This window comes from Veillonella sp. AF13-2 (assembly GCF_003603295.1).
GTDB lineage: Bacteria > Bacillota > Negativicutes > Veillonellales > Veillonellaceae > Veillonella > Veillonella parvula_E.
This window is the reverse complement of the sequence record NZ_QTMT01000004.1, coordinates 57,465-78,300: the sequence shown is the minus strand read 5'-3', so window position 1 is coordinate 78,300 and position 20,836 is coordinate 57,465. Positions and strand designations below refer to the sequence as shown.

At 38.7% G+C, this 20,836-nt stretch carries 16 protein-coding genes; all 16 read right to left on the bottom strand.

Translation table 11 applies throughout. The features are described 5' to 3' along the window. Position 1 precedes the first annotated feature (1 nt). The 16 genes from DWV85_RS08250 to DWV85_RS08175 all read right to left on the bottom strand — a co-directional run bounded on the left by DWV85_RS08250 (position 2) and on the right by DWV85_RS08175 (position 20,833). Positions 2–1,732 carry an ABC transporter ATP-binding protein gene (locus tag DWV85_RS08250; protein ID WP_004695487.1) on the bottom strand — a complete coding sequence of 577 codons (1,731 nt, stop codon included), beginning with the start codon at positions 1,730–1,732 and terminating at the stop codon, positions 2–4. Further along, positions 1,725–2,867, bottom strand: a complete 1,143-nt coding sequence (gene lpxB, locus DWV85_RS08245; RefSeq protein ID WP_123138504.1) for a lipid-A-disaccharide synthase — start codon at positions 2,865–2,867, stop codon at positions 1,725–1,727. The genes DWV85_RS08250 and lpxB overlap by 8 nt, the downstream gene beginning before the upstream one ends. Beyond that, a complete protein-coding gene (lpxI, locus tag DWV85_RS08240) occupies positions 2,867–3,703 on the bottom strand; it encodes a UDP-2,3-diacylglucosamine diphosphatase LpxI (RefSeq protein WP_004695483.1) in 837 nt (278 codons plus the stop codon). Before lpxI ends, lpxB begins: the two co-directional genes overlap by 1 nt. Before the next feature lie 330 nt (positions 3,704–4,033). Then, on the bottom strand, positions 4,034–4,846 hold the full coding sequence (lpxA, locus tag DWV85_RS08235) for an acyl-ACP--UDP-N-acetylglucosamine O-acyltransferase (RefSeq protein ID WP_004695481.1): 813 nt from the start codon (positions 4,844–4,846) through the stop codon (positions 4,034–4,036). A gap of 20 nt (positions 4,847–4,866) precedes the next feature. Continuing rightward, positions 4,867–5,292, bottom strand: coding sequence for a 3-hydroxyacyl-ACP dehydratase FabZ (gene fabZ, locus DWV85_RS08230; protein WP_004695477.1), 426 nt, complete (start codon positions 5,290–5,292; stop codon positions 4,867–4,869). Next, on the bottom strand, positions 5,289–6,128 hold the full coding sequence (lpxC, locus tag DWV85_RS08225) for a UDP-3-O-acyl-N-acetylglucosamine deacetylase (protein WP_004695472.1): 840 nt from the start codon (positions 6,126–6,128) through the stop codon (positions 5,289–5,291). Before lpxC ends, fabZ begins: the two co-directional genes overlap by 4 nt. A gap of 263 nt (positions 6,129–6,391) precedes the next feature. Beyond that, positions 6,392–7,294, bottom strand: coding sequence for a lysophospholipid acyltransferase family protein (locus tag DWV85_RS08220; protein WP_123138503.1), 903 nt, complete (start codon positions 7,292–7,294; stop codon positions 6,392–6,394). 6 nt (positions 7,295–7,300) lie between these two features. Beyond that, positions 7,301–8,332, bottom strand: a complete 1,032-nt coding sequence (gene lpxD / locus DWV85_RS08215; protein ID WP_004695469.1) for a UDP-3-O-(3-hydroxymyristoyl)glucosamine N-acyltransferase — start codon at positions 8,330–8,332, stop codon at positions 7,301–7,303. A gap of 31 nt (positions 8,333–8,363) precedes the next feature. Further along, the gene (locus DWV85_RS08210; RefSeq protein WP_004695467.1) at positions 8,364–8,891 is read right to left on the bottom strand and encodes an OmpH family outer membrane protein; all 528 of its coding nucleotides are present in this window, start codon (positions 8,889–8,891) and stop codon (positions 8,364–8,366) included. Between the two features lie 11 nt (positions 8,892–8,902). Continuing rightward, positions 8,903–9,874: a hypothetical protein gene (locus DWV85_RS08205; RefSeq protein WP_008715796.1), complete on the bottom strand. Its 972-nt coding sequence runs from the start codon at positions 9,872–9,874 to the stop codon at positions 8,903–8,905. A gap of 29 nt (positions 9,875–9,903) precedes the next feature. Then, positions 9,904–10,392: an OmpH family outer membrane protein gene (locus tag DWV85_RS08200; protein ID WP_004695463.1), complete on the bottom strand. Its 489-nt coding sequence runs from the start codon at positions 10,390–10,392 to the stop codon at positions 9,904–9,906. 106 nt (positions 10,393–10,498) lie between these two features. Next, positions 10,499–12,667, bottom strand: coding sequence for a BamA/TamA family outer membrane protein (locus DWV85_RS08195; protein ID WP_038125908.1), 2,169 nt, complete (start codon positions 12,665–12,667; stop codon positions 10,499–10,501). 176 nt (positions 12,668–12,843) lie between these two features. After that, on the bottom strand, positions 12,844–17,133 hold the full coding sequence (locus DWV85_RS08190) for a translocation/assembly module TamB domain-containing protein (RefSeq protein ID WP_123138502.1): 4,290 nt from the start codon (positions 17,131–17,133) through the stop codon (positions 12,844–12,846). Between the two features lie 179 nt (positions 17,134–17,312). Further along, positions 17,313–18,773 (bottom strand): TolC family protein, encoded by a 1,461-nt coding sequence (locus tag DWV85_RS08185; protein WP_038125910.1) that lies wholly within the window; start codon positions 18,771–18,773, stop codon positions 17,313–17,315. A gap of 42 nt (positions 18,774–18,815) precedes the next feature. After that, on the bottom strand, positions 18,816–20,075 hold the full coding sequence (locus DWV85_RS08180) for an MlaD family protein (protein ID WP_024061015.1): 1,260 nt from the start codon (positions 20,073–20,075) through the stop codon (positions 18,816–18,818). Continuing rightward, positions 20,075–20,833 carry an ABC transporter ATP-binding protein gene (locus DWV85_RS08175; protein ID WP_004695454.1) on the bottom strand — a complete coding sequence of 253 codons (759 nt, stop codon included), beginning with the start codon at positions 20,831–20,833 and terminating at the stop codon, positions 20,075–20,077. The genes DWV85_RS08180 and DWV85_RS08175 overlap by 1 nt, the downstream gene beginning before the upstream one ends. Positions 20,834–20,836 lie beyond the last annotated feature (3 nt).

Sequence of the window (20,836 nt, the reverse complement as noted above, 5' to 3'; positions counted from 1 at the left end):
GTTATCCTTTATTGGAGAATTGAACGGAATAAAGATGGTTGTACAATCCGCCGTCAATAGCTAATAGCTCTTGGTGAGTCCCCTGCTCTACCAAGCGGCCTTGATTGAGTACAACAATTTGATGAGCATTTTGAACAGTGCTCAATCGATGGGCAATAACAAATGCCGTACGCCCTTTCATAAGGCGATCTAACGCCTCTTGTACAAGTTTTTCACTCTCCGTATCTAAAGCAGATGTAGCTTCATCTAGAATTAAAATACGAGGGTCTTTTAAAATAGCGCGTGCGATGGCAACGCGTTGACGTTGTCCACCAGATAATGAACTGCCTCGTTCGCCTACAATTGTATCGAGACCATCAGGCATCTTCTCAACGAACTCAAGTACGTTAGCCGCTTTAGCCGCTTCATACACATCTTCATCAGTAGCATCTAAACGGCCATACAAGATATTCTCTTTAATTGTAGCATTGAATAATACGGTTTCCTGTGGTACAAGACCAATTTGTTCACGCAAAGATTTAAAAGTAACATCTTTTATATCATAACCATCAATTGTAATAGAACCACCAGTTACATCATAGAAACGAGGTAGTAAGTTAGCGAGAGTTGTCTTGCCTGCACCAGATGGTCCAACAAGGGCTACACTTTCGCCAGCCTTAACTGACAAGGTAAAATTTTCTAAGGCAGTCTTTTCTCCATCATAGGAGAAAGAAACATCATTAAACTCCACATTGCCGGTAATAGCAGGCAATGTAATAGCATCAGGTTTCTCCACAACATCTGTTTTAGTATCTAAAATTTCAAATACACGATCGGCAGCAGCCAACGCCTTTTGAATATTACCATATACTTGACTCAAACGTTTTACGGGATTTGACAAGTTAATAGCATAAATCAAGAACGCAATTAAAGAACCTGCAGTAATAGCACCTGTTACTACGGAGTAACCACCGTACCAAAGGATGACCGCTACAGCGATTGCCGCAGAAAACTCAACCATTGGGCTTAACAAGCTAGTCAATTTAGTAGCTTTGATAACTGCTTTAAAATTGCGATCATTTTCATCTTCAAAGCGCTTACGCTCAAAATCTTCACGAGCAAAGGATTTTACAACGCGAACTGCACTAATTACCTCTTGTAAAAGTGCCGTAATGTCAGCTACACGCCCTTGGACATCATGCCCCGCCACGCGAAGCTTCTTACCAAAAACATTGATAATCACTAAAACTACGGGAACCGTAATAAAAGTAACTAACGTCAATTTCCAGTCAATGAGAAGCATAGACACCAAGGAACCGATAAGTGTTACAGATTCCGTAATAAAAGAAATCAAGTTATCTACCACGGCCGTTTGCAATGCAGCTACGTCATTTGTAAGATTACTCATGATAACGCCCGTCTTACGACGATCGAAATAGGATAAGCTTAATTTTTGTAGATGATTAAAAATAGCCTCACGTACATCAATAATCACGCGCTGTCCGATGTAGGACATGTTATAAGTTTGACCATAGGTAGCAAAGCCACGAATTAGGAAAATCAGTATAATAGCACCTACAATAAGGTTCAACATAAACATATTCTTTTCATCTAATACTTGGTCTACTACATTCTTAATTAGCCAAGGTACTACCAAATAGGCAGCAGCAGCGACAATCATGCAGAACACTGCAAAAAGCATTCGCTTATAATAAGGCTTTACAAAGTATAAGAGCCTAGAATAACTATTCATTACATTTCTCCTTACCGAGATTATATACAAGATGTGCTACCCGTTTTACTGCACCCGGCTCACCTAATTTATGACGTACTTCGCGCAATTCACTGCGCATAGCTTCATTTTTGTCTACATCTCTGAGCAATGGTTCTACCAAAGACACAATTGCGTCTGGAGTGACAGCATCTTGTAATAATTCGGGAATGACTTCTTTACCCGCTACAATATTAGGCAAGCCCACATGTGTTACATTCACAACCATCTTACCAATACCATACGTAATTGGAGATACACGATACAATAACACCGTTGGCAATTCCATCATCGCCGTTTCTAATGTAGCCGTTCCTGATGCGGCAAGGCACACATCACAAATCTGCATCAAGTCATATGTATGGTCTTCCGTAATCGTAACAGGCACCTTATGAGCATCAATAAACGCTTCTAACTCACTTCGATCAATTGTATGTGCTCGAGGCAAGAAGAATTGAATATCTTCATACTTCGCCATCAATTGCTCACCACTTTTTAACATCGTATCAAGTAAGGATAAAACCTCTTGTTTACGACTGCCTGGCATGAGCAATACCTTTTTAGCCTCTTTGCGAGCCCCGAAGTATGCTTCGGCCGCATCCTTAGTCATCGTAGGATGTACGATGTCGAGTAAAGGATGCCCTACAAAATCTACATTACATTTATACTTGCGATATGCTTCAGCTTCAAATGGAAAGATAGATGCTACCTTAGTTACATACTTACGGATTGTATTACCTCGACTACTATGCCATGCCCAAATCGTTGGAGCAATATAATACAAAACAGGAATCTCCAGTTCATGAGCCACCGCAGCTAATTTCATATTAAAACCTGGGTAATCTACACAAACGAGAATATCCGGTTTCTCCTTCATCATGACGCGTTTCAAATACGTGCGCAACTTAAAGAATTTTGGCAATGATTTCACAATCTCTACAATACCAATGACACCAAGATTCTTAATATCATACACGATACGAACACCAACACGCTCCATCAAGGTGCCACCCATACCAAACATTTCTACAGAAGGATCTATTTCTCTCAATGCATTGGCTACACTTGCCGCATGAGTATCGCCGGAAGCTTCACCGGCGGAAAACATGACTTTCATTATGCATCCTTTCTGGAATTTACAAATTCTTGGTCAACAGCACAGATAACAATACCATGACGATCTGCCATATCAAGCACGTCTTGTTGTTGTACGAAAATAGTCTTTTCCGCTTCTACAGCTAGTACCTTACAACCACTATCAATCATAGACATGAGCGTTTTTATGCCTACTGCCGGCACATCAAAGCGTACATCTTGATTTGGTTTTTCGGTTTTAACGACAACCGCATCCCCACGGCCGAGCTCGCCACCTCGTAAAATACACTTATCAGTACCTTCAATAGCTTCAATAGCCATGGCCGCCTTATGCTTAACAACAACAGTTTGACCTATATCAAGGGCACCCATTTGTTTAGCTAGTTCAAAACCAAAACAAATATCAGCCCATTGCTCATCTGTAGGTTGTGCTTTTGAAAGCACTCCAACCTTTGGCATAAATGGTTTTAAGTATACGGTTTGATCTAATACTTTAAAGCCTTCTCGCTCTATTTCATCAACGATGGCAAGCATAATCGTATCATCTTTACGATTTTTAAGACGCTTTAAAACACCTAATGTTTTTAAATCAGGAAACGTAAGACCTTTAAAAAGAATCTCTTTAGTAACTTTCCCAAGCATGGTTAACTCTTCAACCTCTTCTTTTTTCAAGGTTTTGAAGATTTTACCTAGTTTAGCAACACCAATATCGTAGAAAGCATCAGCCTCAGCCTTTAGAGCCGGGTCTATATCAGGTACTACACCGATAACAACCACCTCGTGGCCCAATACATGAGCGGCACGCATGAATTCTACAGGCAAAACACCTATGCCCGCAATTAATCCTACCTTTGCCAAGACTATACCTCCTAGATGGCCTCACGGCCTATATATCAATTAGTAATTTCAAGTTCCCTATGAAAAGGCCTAAAAATAGACATAATCATATACAATATATTGTACTATAAATAGCTACTTTTTACCATTAAAAAGCCATGGTTTATGCCCTTTTCTTCATCATTTTATTATAATTCCCTTATTCCTTTTAAGCACTAAAAAATCTACGATTATATCTATCAAAACTTTTCTATAAATATAAAAATATAATGTAAATTAATCATTGATATAAAACTCAACTAGTGATAATGCACACAAAAAGACCTCGTACATTGTACGAGGTCCTCATAATTAGTCGCGACGAGTACGCATAATTCCCCTATCAGCATTGCGTAGGAAGCGTAATAAATTTTCAATTTCTACGGAAGAATCCAATTGTAATTCCATTTCTTCAATCGCCTTAGATAAACTGAATCCAGAACGATAAATAATACGGAATGCCTGTTTCAAATCACGTCGTACATCTTCGGAAATTCCTGCACGAGATAAGCCTACAGAGTTTAGCCCGATAACACGTGCCGGTTGACCATCAGCAATTACGTAAGGTGGGATATCTTGTACCACCTTAGCCATCCCGCCAACCATTGCATTACGACCGATTTTAACAAATTGATGAATACCTGCAAGGCCACCAATAACAACGCGATCTTCAACGATAGCGTGCCCTGCAAGACCAGCACAATTACTCATTATTACATTATTACCAACGATACAGTTATGAGCCACATGTGTACAGGCTTGAAGTAAACAATTATTGCCTACACGTGTTTCTTCACCTTCACCAGTAGCGCGGCTAATAGTTACGAATTCACGAATAACCGTTTCATCGCCAATATTACAATAGCTTTTTTCGCCTTTAAATTTTAAATCTTGCGGTTCCAACCCAATAGATGCGTTAGGATAAATTTCACAACGCTTACCAATGGTTGTCCAACCACCAATTACAACATGTGCACCGATTTGTGTGCCATCGCCAATCTCGACATGTTCGCCGATAACAGCGCCAGGACCTACGATTACATCTTTGCCCAATTTAGCATTTGGATGGACTATGGCTGTACTATGGATGTTGGATTCCGCATTTTCCATGCCTACAACTATCACTACAATCACTCCTCATTCTATTATACAAGGGCAAACATGTATTCACCGCTAGCGCACAATTTGTCGCCAACATAGGCACGGCCTTCAACCTTGCCCATTTTACCTTTAATTTTAACAATATCTACCTCCATGCGAACTTGATCGCCAGGTTTTACAGGATGGCGGAAACGCACTTTATCAATACCTGTAAACATAGGAGTAAGACCACGATTTTCCTCAGGGTACAATAATGCAATACCACCGACTTGAGCAATAGCTTCAGTCAATAATACACCTGGCATAACTGGGTTCCCTGGAAAGTGACCTTGGAAGAACAATTCGTTGAATGTAGCATTTTTAATACCCACAGCACGTTTCATAGGTTCTAACTCAACAATGCGATCAACCAAAAGCATTGGGTAACGATGAGGTAAAATTTCTAAAATATCTTCGTGATTAAGAATCATGGCTGTGTCTCCCTTATTTCTTCCATTATACTGCGAGCCAATCTTGAATTTAATTCATGACTCGATTTCAAAGCAATTACATGGCCTTCAATCGGTCCTAACAAGAATAAATCCCCTATAACATCTAATGCTTTATGGCGAACTAATTCATCCTCAAAGCGTGGTATAGATAGACATTTCTCATCATCATAGACTAATGCATTATCTAGGCTACCGCCTTTTGCAAGCCCCATGGCCTGTAATTGTTCCAATTCCTTCATAAATCCGATAGTCCTAGCCGATCCAATGTGTGCTTTGAAATACTCAGGCGATACTTCAAAATCACATTGTTGCGTACCAAGCAACGGATGGCTGTTAATTGATGTAAAAGTCATGCGATAGCCATCATATGGCAAAATCACAATAAAACGATCCCCATCATAAACAGCATGAGATCGAGTCACTTTGTATATATGACGCGATGCTATTTGTTCTTCAATGCCAGCCTCTTCAATAAGATTGACAAAAATAGCACTACTACCATCACCTACAGGAGGTTCTGGAGAATCCATTTCAATATAACAGTTATCAATATTCATAGCACTGAACGCTGCCATCACATGTTCAACAGTAAATACCTTTGCTTCACCATTTTCCAGCGTGGTAGCGCGCATAGTGTTCGTCACATTATCAATGTGTGCTCGCACAGAAGGATGCCCTTCAATGTCCGTGCGGACAAACACAATTCCTGTATCTTCAGGTGCAGGCTTAAAAACCATATGTACTGGTTCACCGCTATGAAGGCCAATCCCTTGATATGAAACAGCCTTTTTTATTGTTTGTTGTGGCTTACTCATAAGAATGTCCTTTCATAATCCGAATTCACGTTTACTATACACCAATATGTATTATACCCTATTTGCATAGGCGTTACAAGAAATTTACCATATATTACGCTAATTGGAAAGACTATTCTTAGTCTTTAAAATTTTAATAGATTATTTTTAAACACTAAGTTATAAGTTATAAAATAAAAAGAGATTTCATCCATGCTAGTAGGAATCAGTTTCATCTTGAAGATTCCACAATCGCATAAACAAAATCTCTTTAAAATTATTAACTATTGAAAAACATCAGGTGGTGTATCTATTTGTTCACCATAAAAACGACGAGTCCATTTCCAACGGTTATGAAGCCAGAACCAATCTTCAGGATATCGTCGAATATAATCTTCAATAAACTCATTTAGACGAGTTGTTGTTACCGCTATATCACGCTTTTTATCATCTGTACGTTCCACATAAATTGGTGGATGTGCTTCAATCTCATATTTCTCAGAAAACAGGCTATAATGTATGGTTACAAAAATAATAGGCACATCTTGCATACGAGCCAGTACAGCTGGCCCAGCAGCCGTCAATGTTTCATAGCCAAAGAATGGTACAAGAACGCCATCATCACCAGGGTCCTGATCCATAATAAGGCCTAAAAATGCACCTTTTTTTAGTTCATTAATCATTTCACGAACACCTGTTTTATAGGTCACATGTTGATGCATAATCCGACGATATTCATTGATAAACTTATCGGCATCACCATTCTGTTTCATAGCCACAGAAATCAATGGATATCCTTCAGAAGCAAGAACGCCACCTAAAAGTTCCCAGTTACCACTATGAACAGCAGCTAAAATTGCACCTCGACCATTTTCTAAGGCATCATCTAAGTACTCTCGATTAATAAACTCCACCATATCTTTGTATGCGCCATCTTTAATTTCAGGATAGCGCAATACATCAATAATCATACGGCCAAAGCGTGTAGTACTAGCTTTCGCAATACGTCGAGCTTCTTTGGGATCATCTGTAATATTACAGAATAAAATTTGGCCTATCGCCAGGCGCTTGCGTTTAGGTGGCACCACTAACCACGCAATTTCACCAAGCAATGTACCAATAGCATATTGCAAACCTTTAGGTAATAAGCAAATAAAGGCACTAAAGATTTTCATAAACCTATACATGGATTATTAGCTCTCCTTAAGCTGTGCTTTCAAAGCGTCAATTTCTTTTTGTAATTGTTTTACAGTTTTCACCATTTCTGGCAAACGATTCTCGTAAGCAGCCAATTTTAGCCACTCTTTATGAGGTCTCATTGGATACCCAGCCATAACAGAATTAGAAGGCACATTGCCAGTAATTCCTGTTTTACCTGCAAATTGTACATTATCTCCAATTGTAATATGACCTGTACAGCCTGTTTGTCCTGCAAAGATTACATGGTTACCACATTTTGTACTACCTGCAATCCCAACCTGTGCGATTAAGAAACAATCTTCTCCAATCTCAACATTGTGGCCAAGGTGAACAAGATTGTCAATTTTGGTACCGCGGCGTACCAAGGTAGATCCCATTGTAGCATTGTCGATAGTAGTGCAAGAGCCAATTTCTACATCATCTTCAAGAATAACATTGCCTACTTGAGGAATATGCGTATGAATACCATTTTCTGTGGCAAAACCAAAACCTTCACCACCGATAACTGCTTTAGCACGCAATACAACGCGTTTACCCAAAATACAGTTCTCATGTACGATAGCACCCGCATAGATGTCAGAATCTTCCCCAATTCGTACATTATGACCAATATATACATAAGGTCGAATCGTTACATTATCACCGATAACAGCATTATCATTAATAACACAATAGGCACCAATAGCTACATTTTTACCAAGTGTAACATTCTTGCCAATAATAGCAGTACTATGCACTTCACGGGGAACTACAACAGGTGGATGGAATACTTCTAGCACTTGGGCAAATGCAGATTTTGCATTATCAACTACGATTTGCGCCATCGGTGCATTTTTTACTTCTGATTCAACGATAACAGCACCCGCTTGGCATAACGCAATATGTTCAACATATTCACCAATTGCAAAAGTTATGGATTGTTTTACCGCTTGTTCAAAGCTACGTGTCTCAGTAATGACAATAGACTCATCCCCTATAAGTTGACCGCCTACTAAATTTGCGAGTTCCTGTAAAGTTTTTTCCAAGGCAAACTCCTCCCCCTGTGGTAATCCTCAATTATTGTGCAGCTTCAGTTGTACTTGTTGTAGCTTGATCTGCTTGCTGTGCATTTTGCTGAGCATCTTGTTGCTCTTGAGCTTTAGCTGCGTTTTCAACTTCTTTGATTTGATCGTCAGAAGCCTTACCCATTTTTGTGATCAAATCATCGGTTACATCAGAGCCACCACCAACAACAGCGCCTTTTTCAATAATAACATCAAGTTTTTTTTCTTTCACAAGTTCATTGATTTTTTGTTCTTGATATTGACGGTATTCTTGTGCTTTTGCATTTGCAAAGGCATTTAATTCTTGATTCGCTTGGTTAAATACATTTTGTTTAGATGCTTCATCAGCAGCAGCAATTTTAGCATCTAATTCCGCTTTTTTAGCGTTAATCTCTTTAGTAATTTCAATACCTTTTTCAGTACTATTTGCTACTTTCACGCTATCCACATAGCCAACATTGTTAGAACCACAACCACCTAAGATAGCCATAGAAGCTACTAAAGCTGCACTTAATACTAAAGATTTAATACGTTTATTCATAATATAACTCCTTATTGAACTCGATAGGACGCCTTCACTGCATCAGTAATATCAAGCCCTTTAATATTACCACCATCATCGATGATGACTAAATCCAAATGTTGTTCCTCAGCAATAATTGCTACGCGCATACGAACATCTTCTAAAATGGCCTCATGAAGCGCACTCACTTCAGCTTCTTTATCTGAAAGCTTTTTTGCCCATGTATCATTCCACTCTTGCGCCACAGGCAGATTATTATTAGCAATGATGGCTTGTGCTTGTTGTTGCACCATGGAGTCTCGTTTCTCAGCTAATTCCTTCTGTAGGGATGCAGCGTATTGATTGAGCTCTTCCTGCCCTTTTTGTTGCATTGGAGCAAGCTCAGCCTGTACCTTTGCTTTAATTGAATCCACATCGAAATCCGACGGCTTTCTCTTAGCTAATAATTCTTTTAACCTTTCTTCTTTTTTAGCCTTTTCAGCCATAGCCGCTGCTCTTTGTGCATCATCTATATATACACGTGCATCATAGGCATATAAGTCTAATTGAAGGTTTACGATTTCCAGATCATATTCATTAGTACTAACCTTTAACTCAGCTAAATACTTTTGAGTCAATTCATTGCGCTTCGAATTTAATTGCTGATTTAGTTCATTTTCTTTTGTTGCAATACGAGTTTGCAATTCTACCGTAAGAGCATCTGACAAGGTTGAATCCAGTGCAAGTGTTTTCAACTGTTCATCTTGTGTCTCTGACTTGGCATTTAAGGCTTGTTGTTCAAGTTCATATTGACGTTGTAAAAGTTCCAGTTCATTCTTGGCTTGTTTATAATCCGCATAGGATGGATTAAACGCTAGTACATCATCAATGCGTACAACACCTATTGACATGCCATCAGGACCCTGTTGGCGATTTGTTACAAAACCATAGGCCCAAACCATAGCACTTATTGCAGCAACGAGAAATATGACTAGTCCTATATATCGTTGTTTCCCGTTCATTGTCGTTCTCCCTTACATAGAACTACAGTTTATTTTTTTGCATCAGTAGCTAGTTTTTTCAATACTTGATCTGTAATGTCAACACCGCCATATAGTACAGTATCTTTAGTCATAACAACGCTAAGACCCTTAGCATCACCAACTGCTTTTGCAGCCTCCATAGCTTTATCTTGAACGGATTTAGCAATTTCTTGATCTTTTTTTGCTAGGTTTTGACGCGCTTCTTCAGCGATTTTTTGTTTAGTAGCATCATCTTGTGCTGCATCAATTTTAGCTTGCGTTTCTTGTTGTAATTGGCTTTGATAGCTCATATATTCTTGAGCTGCAGAGATATAAATTGGATTATCTTGAGACAACATACGAGATGTATCAATAACCCCAATAGTACTAGTCCCACTATTACTACTAGGCGAAGCCATTTGCGTATAAGCTAACGCACCAATACCAACAATAAAAATTGCAGCAATGACGATGGAAAAAATCTTTACATTCGCCTTGTTGTTCATCATTCGCATCATAATAGAGTGCCCTCATTTCTTTAAATCACTGCATCAAAGGATGCCATATAGAGATATTGGTGAAAGCCTCTTTAAAAAGAGGCCTTCACCATATACATTTACTATATTAGAATTGTGTACCGAAGCTGAAGTGGAATTTATTTTTGTGTTTACCCACGCCATAGTCAAGTTTAACTGGACCAATTGGAGTCGTAATACGAACACCAGCACCAACGCCATAGTTAAAGGTTTTCTTGCTATTATACCATGTAACATTTGGTGCATCCCATGCATCACCGATATCAGTAAACAATACGCCACTAACCTTTTTAACGATTGGGAAACGGAATTCCAATGTAGCATTGTACATATACTTGCCACGGAATTGATCATCTTCATAACCACGTAAGGAATCAGCACCACCCAATGTGAACAATTGGCTATAAGGAGCATCACCTTGAATAAAGCCACCACGTGCACGGAATGCCAATACATTCTTAGCACCAAGTTTTTTATACATGCGTGCTTCAGCTGTGAATTTATAGAAGTCGAAGTCACCGCCTAAACCATGACCAGCCCATTGTGTAGTATAGGAAATACGACGACCACGAGTTGGTTCATAGATATTATCACGAGAATCGTATACTTTTTGCCATGTTACGGAGTTAATGCGACCGAAGTTATTTTTTACATAGTTGTCAGATGCAAAGTTATAGGAACCATTATCCCAGTTTGTACCTTTACCCGCATTTTTATCATAACGGAAACCAGAGCTATCATCATCATCCCATTTATAAGTATCTTTACGAGATTCTAATGTCAAGTAATCACGAGTATATTCCCCAGTTTGACGACCGAAGGAAATATTGAAACCACGAGATTTCTTATTGTATTCTGCTACTTCACTACCATCTTCATTGTAATCTGTGTATTCATCTTCGCGGTTGAAGAAGGAGAAGCCAAGGGATGTACCTTTGCTATCAATCCAAGGTTTCAAATAGGAGATTTGGTAGTTCTTATATTTTTTCTTACCACCGATTTCCCAGTGAACTTTAAATTTATCGCCAGTACCACGTAAATTATCTTCACCAAATTCAACAATACCCATCAATCCATCAGATTTAGAGTAACCAGCGCCTAATGTGATGGTACCAGTCTTATGTTCCAATACATCGATTTCAATAATTACATTATTTGGATCTTGTTCACCTGGCAACATACGAACGTTTACGTCATCAAAGAAACCTAAGTTATATACGCGTTCTACAGAACGACGTACCAAGAATTTATTAAAAGGTTTTCCTTTCTTTTGAACAAATTCACGAGTAATAACTTTATTGCGGGTTTTCTTGTTACCTGCTGGAATGATATCTTCTACGACACCTTCAACAATGTGTATATGAAGTATGCCTTGGTCATCTACACGGATACCATCAACGTGTGCTAACATATAGCCATCGCGAGCATATGCAGCATTAATGCCTTGAACTTTTTGCCCTACGGATACAGAGTTAAGAACTTGACCTGGTTGAATATCCATGAACTTAGTCAATACTTCGGAGGAATATACAGTATTACCTTCAAAAGAAACGCCAGTAGTAACTGGATTTACTGTTACGGCAAAGTCCAATTTTACGCCTTCAGGCACGGAAGTAAATACAGGATTTACTTCGGAGAAGTAACCAGTATTACCAAGATTAGTTACATCTTTAAATACGCCATCAACAGATACGGTATCGCCAACTTTTTCAGTTAAAATTGGCAACAAATTTGCTTGCTGTTCAGCTGTAACGCCAGATATAGATAAACCGGTAATCAATTTACCTACGTAAGGATTAACAGATTCAGCACTAGCAGATGTGACATATTGTGCTTCTACTGTTGTAACAGCTTGAGTTTGGCCATTTTCAGCAGCCTTATCAAGATCAGTACCACCAGTAGTTTTAGATACCATTTTTACTTGTTTATCATCAGTTTTTAAAGCAGCATTATTGACTGTAACAGTTCCATCAGAACCTTTTACTACAGTGCCGTCACTAGATATAGTCGTATCACCACGAGCAGCTAAGATAGCTGCATCAGTTTCATCTTGTATAGTTGTAGTAGTTGCATCAGCATTATAAACAGCTTGTGTAGTAGCTGCATCATTTGCTGTAGCAGCATTAGTCGTCGTTGTGCTATTTAAATCTGGAGTATAGCCAGCTTGTACCTCAGCAGCAAATACACTGCCTGTCCCCATGACAGCAGTCAACACGGACGCTGCAAGCATACTTTTATAAGCTTTTGGTTTAAACATAAATTCCTCCTAGAACTCATCCCCATAAAGAGTTTACATCTTATTTATAAAGACTAATAAATCTTTATCATTATAGCATAAATTGCTTGGAATGAGTACTATATTAAACAAATTTTATGAAATTAATATGACTAGAATGTGCATACCTAAGGGGTTTACACATTCTAGCCATACTCTTAAAAGCTACGTGTCCAACGACCACCTATATAATTGTTCCCTTTTGATGTATGCCATCCCGTGAACTTAAGGTTTCGTTTAACAGAATATTCTATACCATATTTATTTTGTTTGTTATTAATACCTTGAGAATAAGTCAACATGACTCTCGGTAATACATATTTACCGATTTCAATATTATAATTACTTGCCGTATCCCTATTGGTTGGCTCATCGGGATCAATTGACCCTGTTGTAATATTGATGCGGTCTAACCCAAGTGTATTTTGTAATGCATCTTGTACATAGCCAAAAGCAAACATTTGAAGCCCTGCTGTAGCCACGGCATTCACATCTTCATTTGTCAAAGTACTACTATTTGAATCTGCACCGCGGCCGAAGGTCAACATGGAAATGATTTGCTTTCTAGACAGTCTAGGATTAGAGGACAATGATAAGTCCATATGATCCACTGTCCCTTTTACGCCAAGCATAATAGTGTAATTACTTACATTTGTTTCAGCCTCTAATTGTAAGTTTGGTAAATAAGAGCCACCTACGAAATGGGCATTCCCTTTTGTAATATTAAATACATGGCTCAAATACTTAAACGTGCCATTTCTAACATCAAATTGACCACTAGCAGTTGGATTTTGTAAAGATCCACCAAAATGAACATCGCCACTGATAAACATGTTGTATAAGGTGCGATCATATAAACGTACACCTTTACCCGCATGAACAGTAACATCCACCCCCATATCTTTGGTACTTTCACTAGATTGTAAGGAAAGAGGAATTTTGAATTGAATCTTTTCAAGATTTAAAGTACCAATAAGGGTCGGCAATCCATCTCGGTCAGCAATATAAAGTTCACCATTCAACGGTCCTCTTACATATTCACTGCGAACCTCTAAGTCTTCTAGCTGAACTGCCGCCTTGTAATTAGTAAGAGTATGTCCAGACCAATTTACTTTAGCAGCCAAACCAGCTGAGCCTTTGCCCATATTAATACGGGATTGGAAATCACCTTGTTGACCAGAGAAAATTAAGTCACCATCAATACCAGTAATTTGATTTTCTACACTTGCTAATTTCATCGTACCATTACGTACGGATACAGTACCATATGCTTCAGGCTGATCAATAGTGCCTGTAATGTGAACCGTGCCTTTTAACGGACCTGTTGCCTCCTTAACACTAGTTGTAAGAAGAGGGATAACAGCCATATCTGCTTCGTTAAAATCAATAGTTACATCCATAGATTTGCTATCATTTGCTGGAATATACCCAGACGTAAAGATTGCCGCTAATGGAATCTTACCATAGACGCTAAGTTTATACCCACTTTTGGCACCTTGAATTCGTTGAATCTGAATAACTTGATCTTGCATTGTAGCCAATACAAAACCTTCATCAATACCAACACCATTAAAGGACCCCGACTCTACAGCACCGGATAATTCTACTTTAGGATTCTTAGTTTCCCCAGTGATATTTACAACGCCAGTCACCCAACCAGTAGCTTGAATATCCTTACCCATAAGTGGCAAGAACGGTACTATATCAACATCCTTTAATGCAACCTGTAAGTCCGCTTGACCATCAAGATCCATCGTACCGCCTATTGCAATGAGACCTTCATCAACAGGCAGTTTCAAAGTTGTAACTTTGAATTTACGATTAGCAAGACTTGCATCGATAGTTGCATCACCAACAATCTTTTCATCAATACTTACATCATTAATCTTGCCTGTTACATTAACGCTTGGATTGTCGCGTGTACCTCCGATTTCAACAGAACCATTTAATTTGCCATCAATGTGTTCATTGGACCGGTCTAGCAAGGTTAGCAAATTCTTTACGCTACCATTAGTAACATCTAATACACCAAATAGTTGTCTACTATCATCAAACTTCATACCACCTTTAGCAGTGTAGCGACCACCATCGGCTTCAGCAAAGGTGAAATCTTGCACATTTACAACCGATTTATCTGCATAAACACGACCATGAATATCGTTCAATAATTCCCCATTAACTGATAAGGCATCGGATGAAATATAGCCATTGAATTGAGGGTTATCCACAGATCCAGTAATTTGTCCTCGACCAGATAGCAAACCATCAACTTTGTAATCCGTATTAATGAGCAATCTGCCCATATCAATTTTTTTGCCTTCAAAATCAATATTAATTGCTTCTTTAGATACTGTACCGCCACCTGTGATAGTTGCACCATAACCTTCAATATCAAATCTATAAAGCTCTAATGTATCATTCTGATAGTTATATTTTGCAAACGCATTGGTCACGAGTTTGCCATAAGCAGAACCATCCCACAAATGAGCACGACCTTCTATAATCGGATTTGCAGCCGTCCCTGTAATATGATTGTCTGTTTCAAACCAACCTGTAATAGGAACATCTGTAACAGTACGAATCACATTTTCAATACGAGCAGCCCGAGCCTTGGCATTTAGATCTAACACATCTGTATTAAGATTATACCAACCATTAACATCATAGCCCCCATCGCCATCACCAATATGTCCATTGGTGATAGTGAGAATATGGTTATCTAGCTTAATATCTCCATGGATATTATTGAATCGAGCCCCTTTATAATGTACCTCTTGCCCCCATACAGTGCCCATTACATTTGGATTATCCAATGTACCTTGTATCGCAAAAGAGGTATTCAAGGTGCCATCAACATCTTGACCAATAATAAGACTTAGTGCGGTCAATGGCAATGCATTACCGGAAATAGTGGCATCTATATTACCATTTTGGATATAGCCATATCCGCTTAGCGCCCCATCTCCTATAGTGCCTACAACGGTCATATTTGTACTATTATCAGCATGCGTAAAGTTAGCTTTTGCAGTATCAACTACAACACCGCGAATGCCTATTTGGCGACCTTTAACAGAGCCTACAACATCTGTAACTTGATTATTTTTTCCTAAGATACGCATCTCACCATCGATATTACCTGTAACCGGTGAGATCATATCTTTTGTGAAAGTGCCTAAAGGTAAATTTTGAATCTTTATAGTAGTATCAAAATCCCCTGTATCAACCACATATTGGCCCTTAACCTTTGCACTACCTTCGCCTACTGATAGGCGCACATCATCCGTACGAACTAAACCGTTATCATATACAATATCACCTTGTAAACGATCAATATAGTAACCATTATAAGAAATACCATCACTAGCAATCGTTGCATCTACACGTGGAGCTACTGTCGTGCCACCAATATGTGCACGCCCACCTACAATACCAGAAACACCGACGTCTGTTATCGCCTCTAAATCTACTTTATCGGCCACAACATTAAGATTTAAATACTCTTCATCTTTGCCTAGTGTAACTAAGCCATTGATCTTTGTTACTTGATCATTTACCCTCCAAGAACTACGACTAATAACGATTTGATCATTATTAAGCATAATGCGACCCGTGCCATCGGTAATATTATAAATTGTATTACCCCGTTTATAAGTGCCTGTTAAACCTTTAAAGCCTACATTACCACTCATAATGTATTTGCCATCTTCACTTTTAAGATTTAAATGTAAATCTTGTAACTTACCACTCGTTACAGATAGATCCTTACGAAGTGGAACAAAACTCATAATACCAGCAGTATCAATTTCATCAGCTTGTACAAAGAGATCAAAATTAGATACATTGTTCATATCAATTTTGCCATTCAAGGTAATTGCGGAACCATCTACATCAGCAGTAAAGGCACCTTTAGACATGCCACTCATATCAAGCGCCATAGTCCCATCAAGATTTTCTACATTCCTCTTTATTCCATCTTTAGTACGTAGCGCTACGCGACCATCATTAATAGTCACAGAGCCATCAAAAGTACCCGACTTATTTGGATCGGATGGTTTTACTAACTTAGTTATACTCCACGACCCATCAGCTAGTTGCCATATATGAAAATCTGGCGCCTCAACGATTACACTAGAAATAGCCGTAGCCCCTGATGTGTTGCCACCGACAATCTTCGGCAAAGAAGATAGTTTAACTCCTACAGCTACCTCTTGAGCAGTTCCAACTAAATGACCATCTCTATCTTTGATAGTCACATCTGTTAGAACAACATCACCATTCCAATTAATTCGGAGAGAATCATAGTCTATAGATCCGTTTATGACATTATTTACTTGTTCTTTAACCATAGGTGCAATGTAAGTTTGAGCCATAGGATTGATGCTGGCACCAACAATACTAGACAAACCTAAAATCGCTGCACCGATAAGGAGCCACTTTTTACGGGTCATAATGATACTCCCATACACATTATGAATAATATAAATATATATACTAATCTTACCACAGACACAGTAATAACTATAGTATTTTCAGAGTGAATTTTATAAAACCTATCAAGAACACTCATTGTCTATAATGTCCATTACAAGAAAAAAAGACGACCGAAGTCGTCTTTTTAAAGATCATATTATTGATTGCCGCCTAGTTTTGACAATTGTTCAACAGCACCACTATTAGCGATAACTTCAGCACCTTGACCTACAGGTGTAGACAATGGAACGCCTGTTAATTGTTCAAGAGCCGCAATGCTAATATTGTAATTATAAAGAGCTTCTACATAGTTATTACGAGCTGTTGTCAACTTAGTTTCTGCATCAAGTACATCAAGGTTCGTACCAACACCTGCACGGTAACGAAGCGTAGCAATACGGAAACTTTCTTGACCTTGTGCGACTGCAGTTTGTGTACTTTGGATTGTTTGTTCAGCAGCTCGTAAATTCAAGTATGCTTTTTGTACGGCTAACAATACAGCATCAACAGTTGCCAAATTAGCTTCTTTTGCTTGTTCAAGTTGTGCATTTGCTTTTTTAATAGCATTTTGTGTTGCACCACCATCCCATAAGTTCCAAGTAGCACTAGCACCAACACTCCAGGACTTTGTACTTGTACCAAAGTAACCATCTGGATCACCATAGCCACGACCAGCTTTTACAGCAACCGTAGGCAAATAACCCGCCTTAGCAGATTTTACAGCTTCTTCCGCAGATTTTACATCAAGAGCTGATTTAACAAGAGCGGAACGATGAAGCATAGCATATGCTTTCGCTTGCTCCAAGGTTACATTATATGGTTTATATTGTAAATCATGCTCTGCTGTAGTAATAGCCGTTTGTGCAGGGTATGCAATAACTTGATTTAAGTTCGCCTCTGCTAAATTTGCAGCATTTTGCGCTTTTACAAGAGATGTTTGAGAATCATCAAGATTTGTTTTAGCGGCCAATACATCGGAGCTCGCCACTAAACCAACATTATACTGTGCCTCTACATTGGTTACATGACCTTGATAATCTTTAACAGCTTGTTGTGCTACATCTACCATATTACGGCTCATAATCAATGTATAATAACCGTTAAGAGCATCATATTTTGATTGTTGTAAAGCCTCTTCATAGCTAGCACCAGTACCTTCACGAGTATAACGTGCAGAATCAATGCTTGCATCGAGTTGTGGATTGAATACAGGCGCACTAATGGAGAAGTTATGACTACCAGATTTGCCACTACCTGTGTCACCGCCCGTTTTTTGAGCACTCCAACCATAACTAACACTTGGATTCTTACCAGCTGCTACTTGGCTTACTGCAGATTTAGCAGCTTCATAACCCCATTTAGTTTGCTTAGCTGTACGATTATTAGCTAATGCTAAATCAACCGTACGGGCTTCGTTTAAAGCTAATGTACGTTCATAGGTTTTACTGTCTAAAACAGATTTTTCTGCTAATTGCTTTTGTGTTAATTGAATAGCTTCTTTTTGATATTTGCTTAATTGGTCTCCGTTGTTAACGGATGTAGTTACTACATCAGCGGCGAATGCACCAGTAGTAACTAAAGAAAGCATTACACCTAAGGAAAGAACCTTTTTATTCATAATATGTACCTCCATACTCATATAGAGTAAATGTGTTAGTCATTAGAATACTTGTTTAATACCGAAATAGGTACCTCCATTCGTAGAACTGAACGGTCTGGTCATTTGAATAACGCCATAGGTATCTTTATGCAAACGTATATCACTACGAATACGATATTTACGATGATTAAGGTCATATAGCGCGGCTGATAAGGACACTGGACCACGGAGGTTATAATCCACCCCAAGACCCAATTCACTTTCAAAAATACCACCACGCACCAACCATTTAGAACTGATAAATCGACCTGCATTCAGATCAAAAGTAGTATCATCACCCATATTAGAAAGGCCAATTTCAGCCATTCCTTTATTGTTAAAGGCACGTACTCTACCATTGACACGGAATTCATTATCCGTTGTGTTATACAACAAATCTACAGATGGTTCAATCTTGGTAGATGACTTTTTTTCAGTCATACCAACCTCTACACTATTTCCATTTACATCCGTTTGGTACGCCTTTCCGCCCATCAGTTTATTGATGCGAGCTGAAATCTGTGCCGTATTATGTAAAGTCTCCTTAATATTTTCTTGTGCTTTAGGATCTGTTACAGTTGATTCCATGGTACGAGCCATATTATCTACACGATCAGTAGTTTGTTTTAAATTAGTTAAAATAGCACGCATATCATTGCCTGCATTACCATCAGCATTAAATTGCTGTGCTGCTTGATTTAGCTGAGCCGTTACATCCGCCATATTTTGTGTAATAGCTACCGCATTATCAGCCATCACAGCTGTAGATTGCAAAGAATATTTAAGTGCACTTTGAGTTGCAGGATCACCAATAATACTATTAATAGACTGTAGCATCTTCTCAGTACCATCCATTAATTTTTGTGCACTCTGCATGGCCTTATCCACAGCATCAACGCCTTCACCTTTAACGGAGTCACCATCTTGTAAATATACTTTAGACTGTCCTGGTGAAATTTGAATAAATTTATCACCTAAAAAACCATCTGACCCCAAGGAAAAGATTGAGTCACTTGGAATCTGCGTTTTTTCATCAAGTTTCATCTTAACCACAACGCCACGCGGTGTAATTTCAATATCAGAAACAGTCCCAATGGCCACGCCGGAAAATTTAACCTGATTCCCATTTTTTAGGCCATTTACTTGAGTGAAATCACCTGTAATTGTCATTTGCGGTTTAGCCCAAATATCGATACGGCCTACAAATAGTATGCCTGCAATAAATAGAACTATACCTATTATTGTAAAAGCCCCTACCTTGGCCTCCGTCGTCCACTTCATTATATATCTCCCATCGCAGATTCGTTAATCGGCTCTGCTTCACCATGAATAAATTGTTGTACCTTCTTATTTGTAGAATTCTTAAATTCTATTGTATCAGAAATTTCTACAAAATGCCCCTGATCGAGTAAAGCTATGCGGTCAGCAACATAAAATGCTGACTGCATATCATGTGTTACCACGATAGAAGTACAACCAAGCCGATTCTGCATCCCCTTAATTAGCATACTAATCGTACCTGATGTAATAGGATCTAACCCTGATGAAGGTTCATCATAAAGAATTAAACTCGGATCTAGTGCTATAGCACGAGCTAAGCTAACCCGCTTTTTCATACCACCAGATAACTCATTAGGCATATAGGACTCATATCCCTTTAAACCAACCCAATCAAGTCTTTCTGCCACAATGCGTTTGATTTCGTCATCCTTTAACTTCGTATGTTGACGCAAACCAAAAGCTACGTTCTCACCTACCGACATAGAATCAAACAAAGCTGAATATTGGAATACCATCCCCATTTTTCTTCGTACCGTATTAAATTCATCTTCAGATAATGTAGTTATATCTGTGCCATCTACGATAATCTGCCCTGATGTAGGACGTTGTAAACCTATTAATAAGCGAAGTAATGTACTTTTACCACTACCACTGCCGCCTAATATAACTAACGTCTCCCCATCATTAATAGTGAGATTAACAGAGTCTAAAATCACACGTGACTCGTAGGCAACTACAACATTGCGTAGTTCAATCATAAA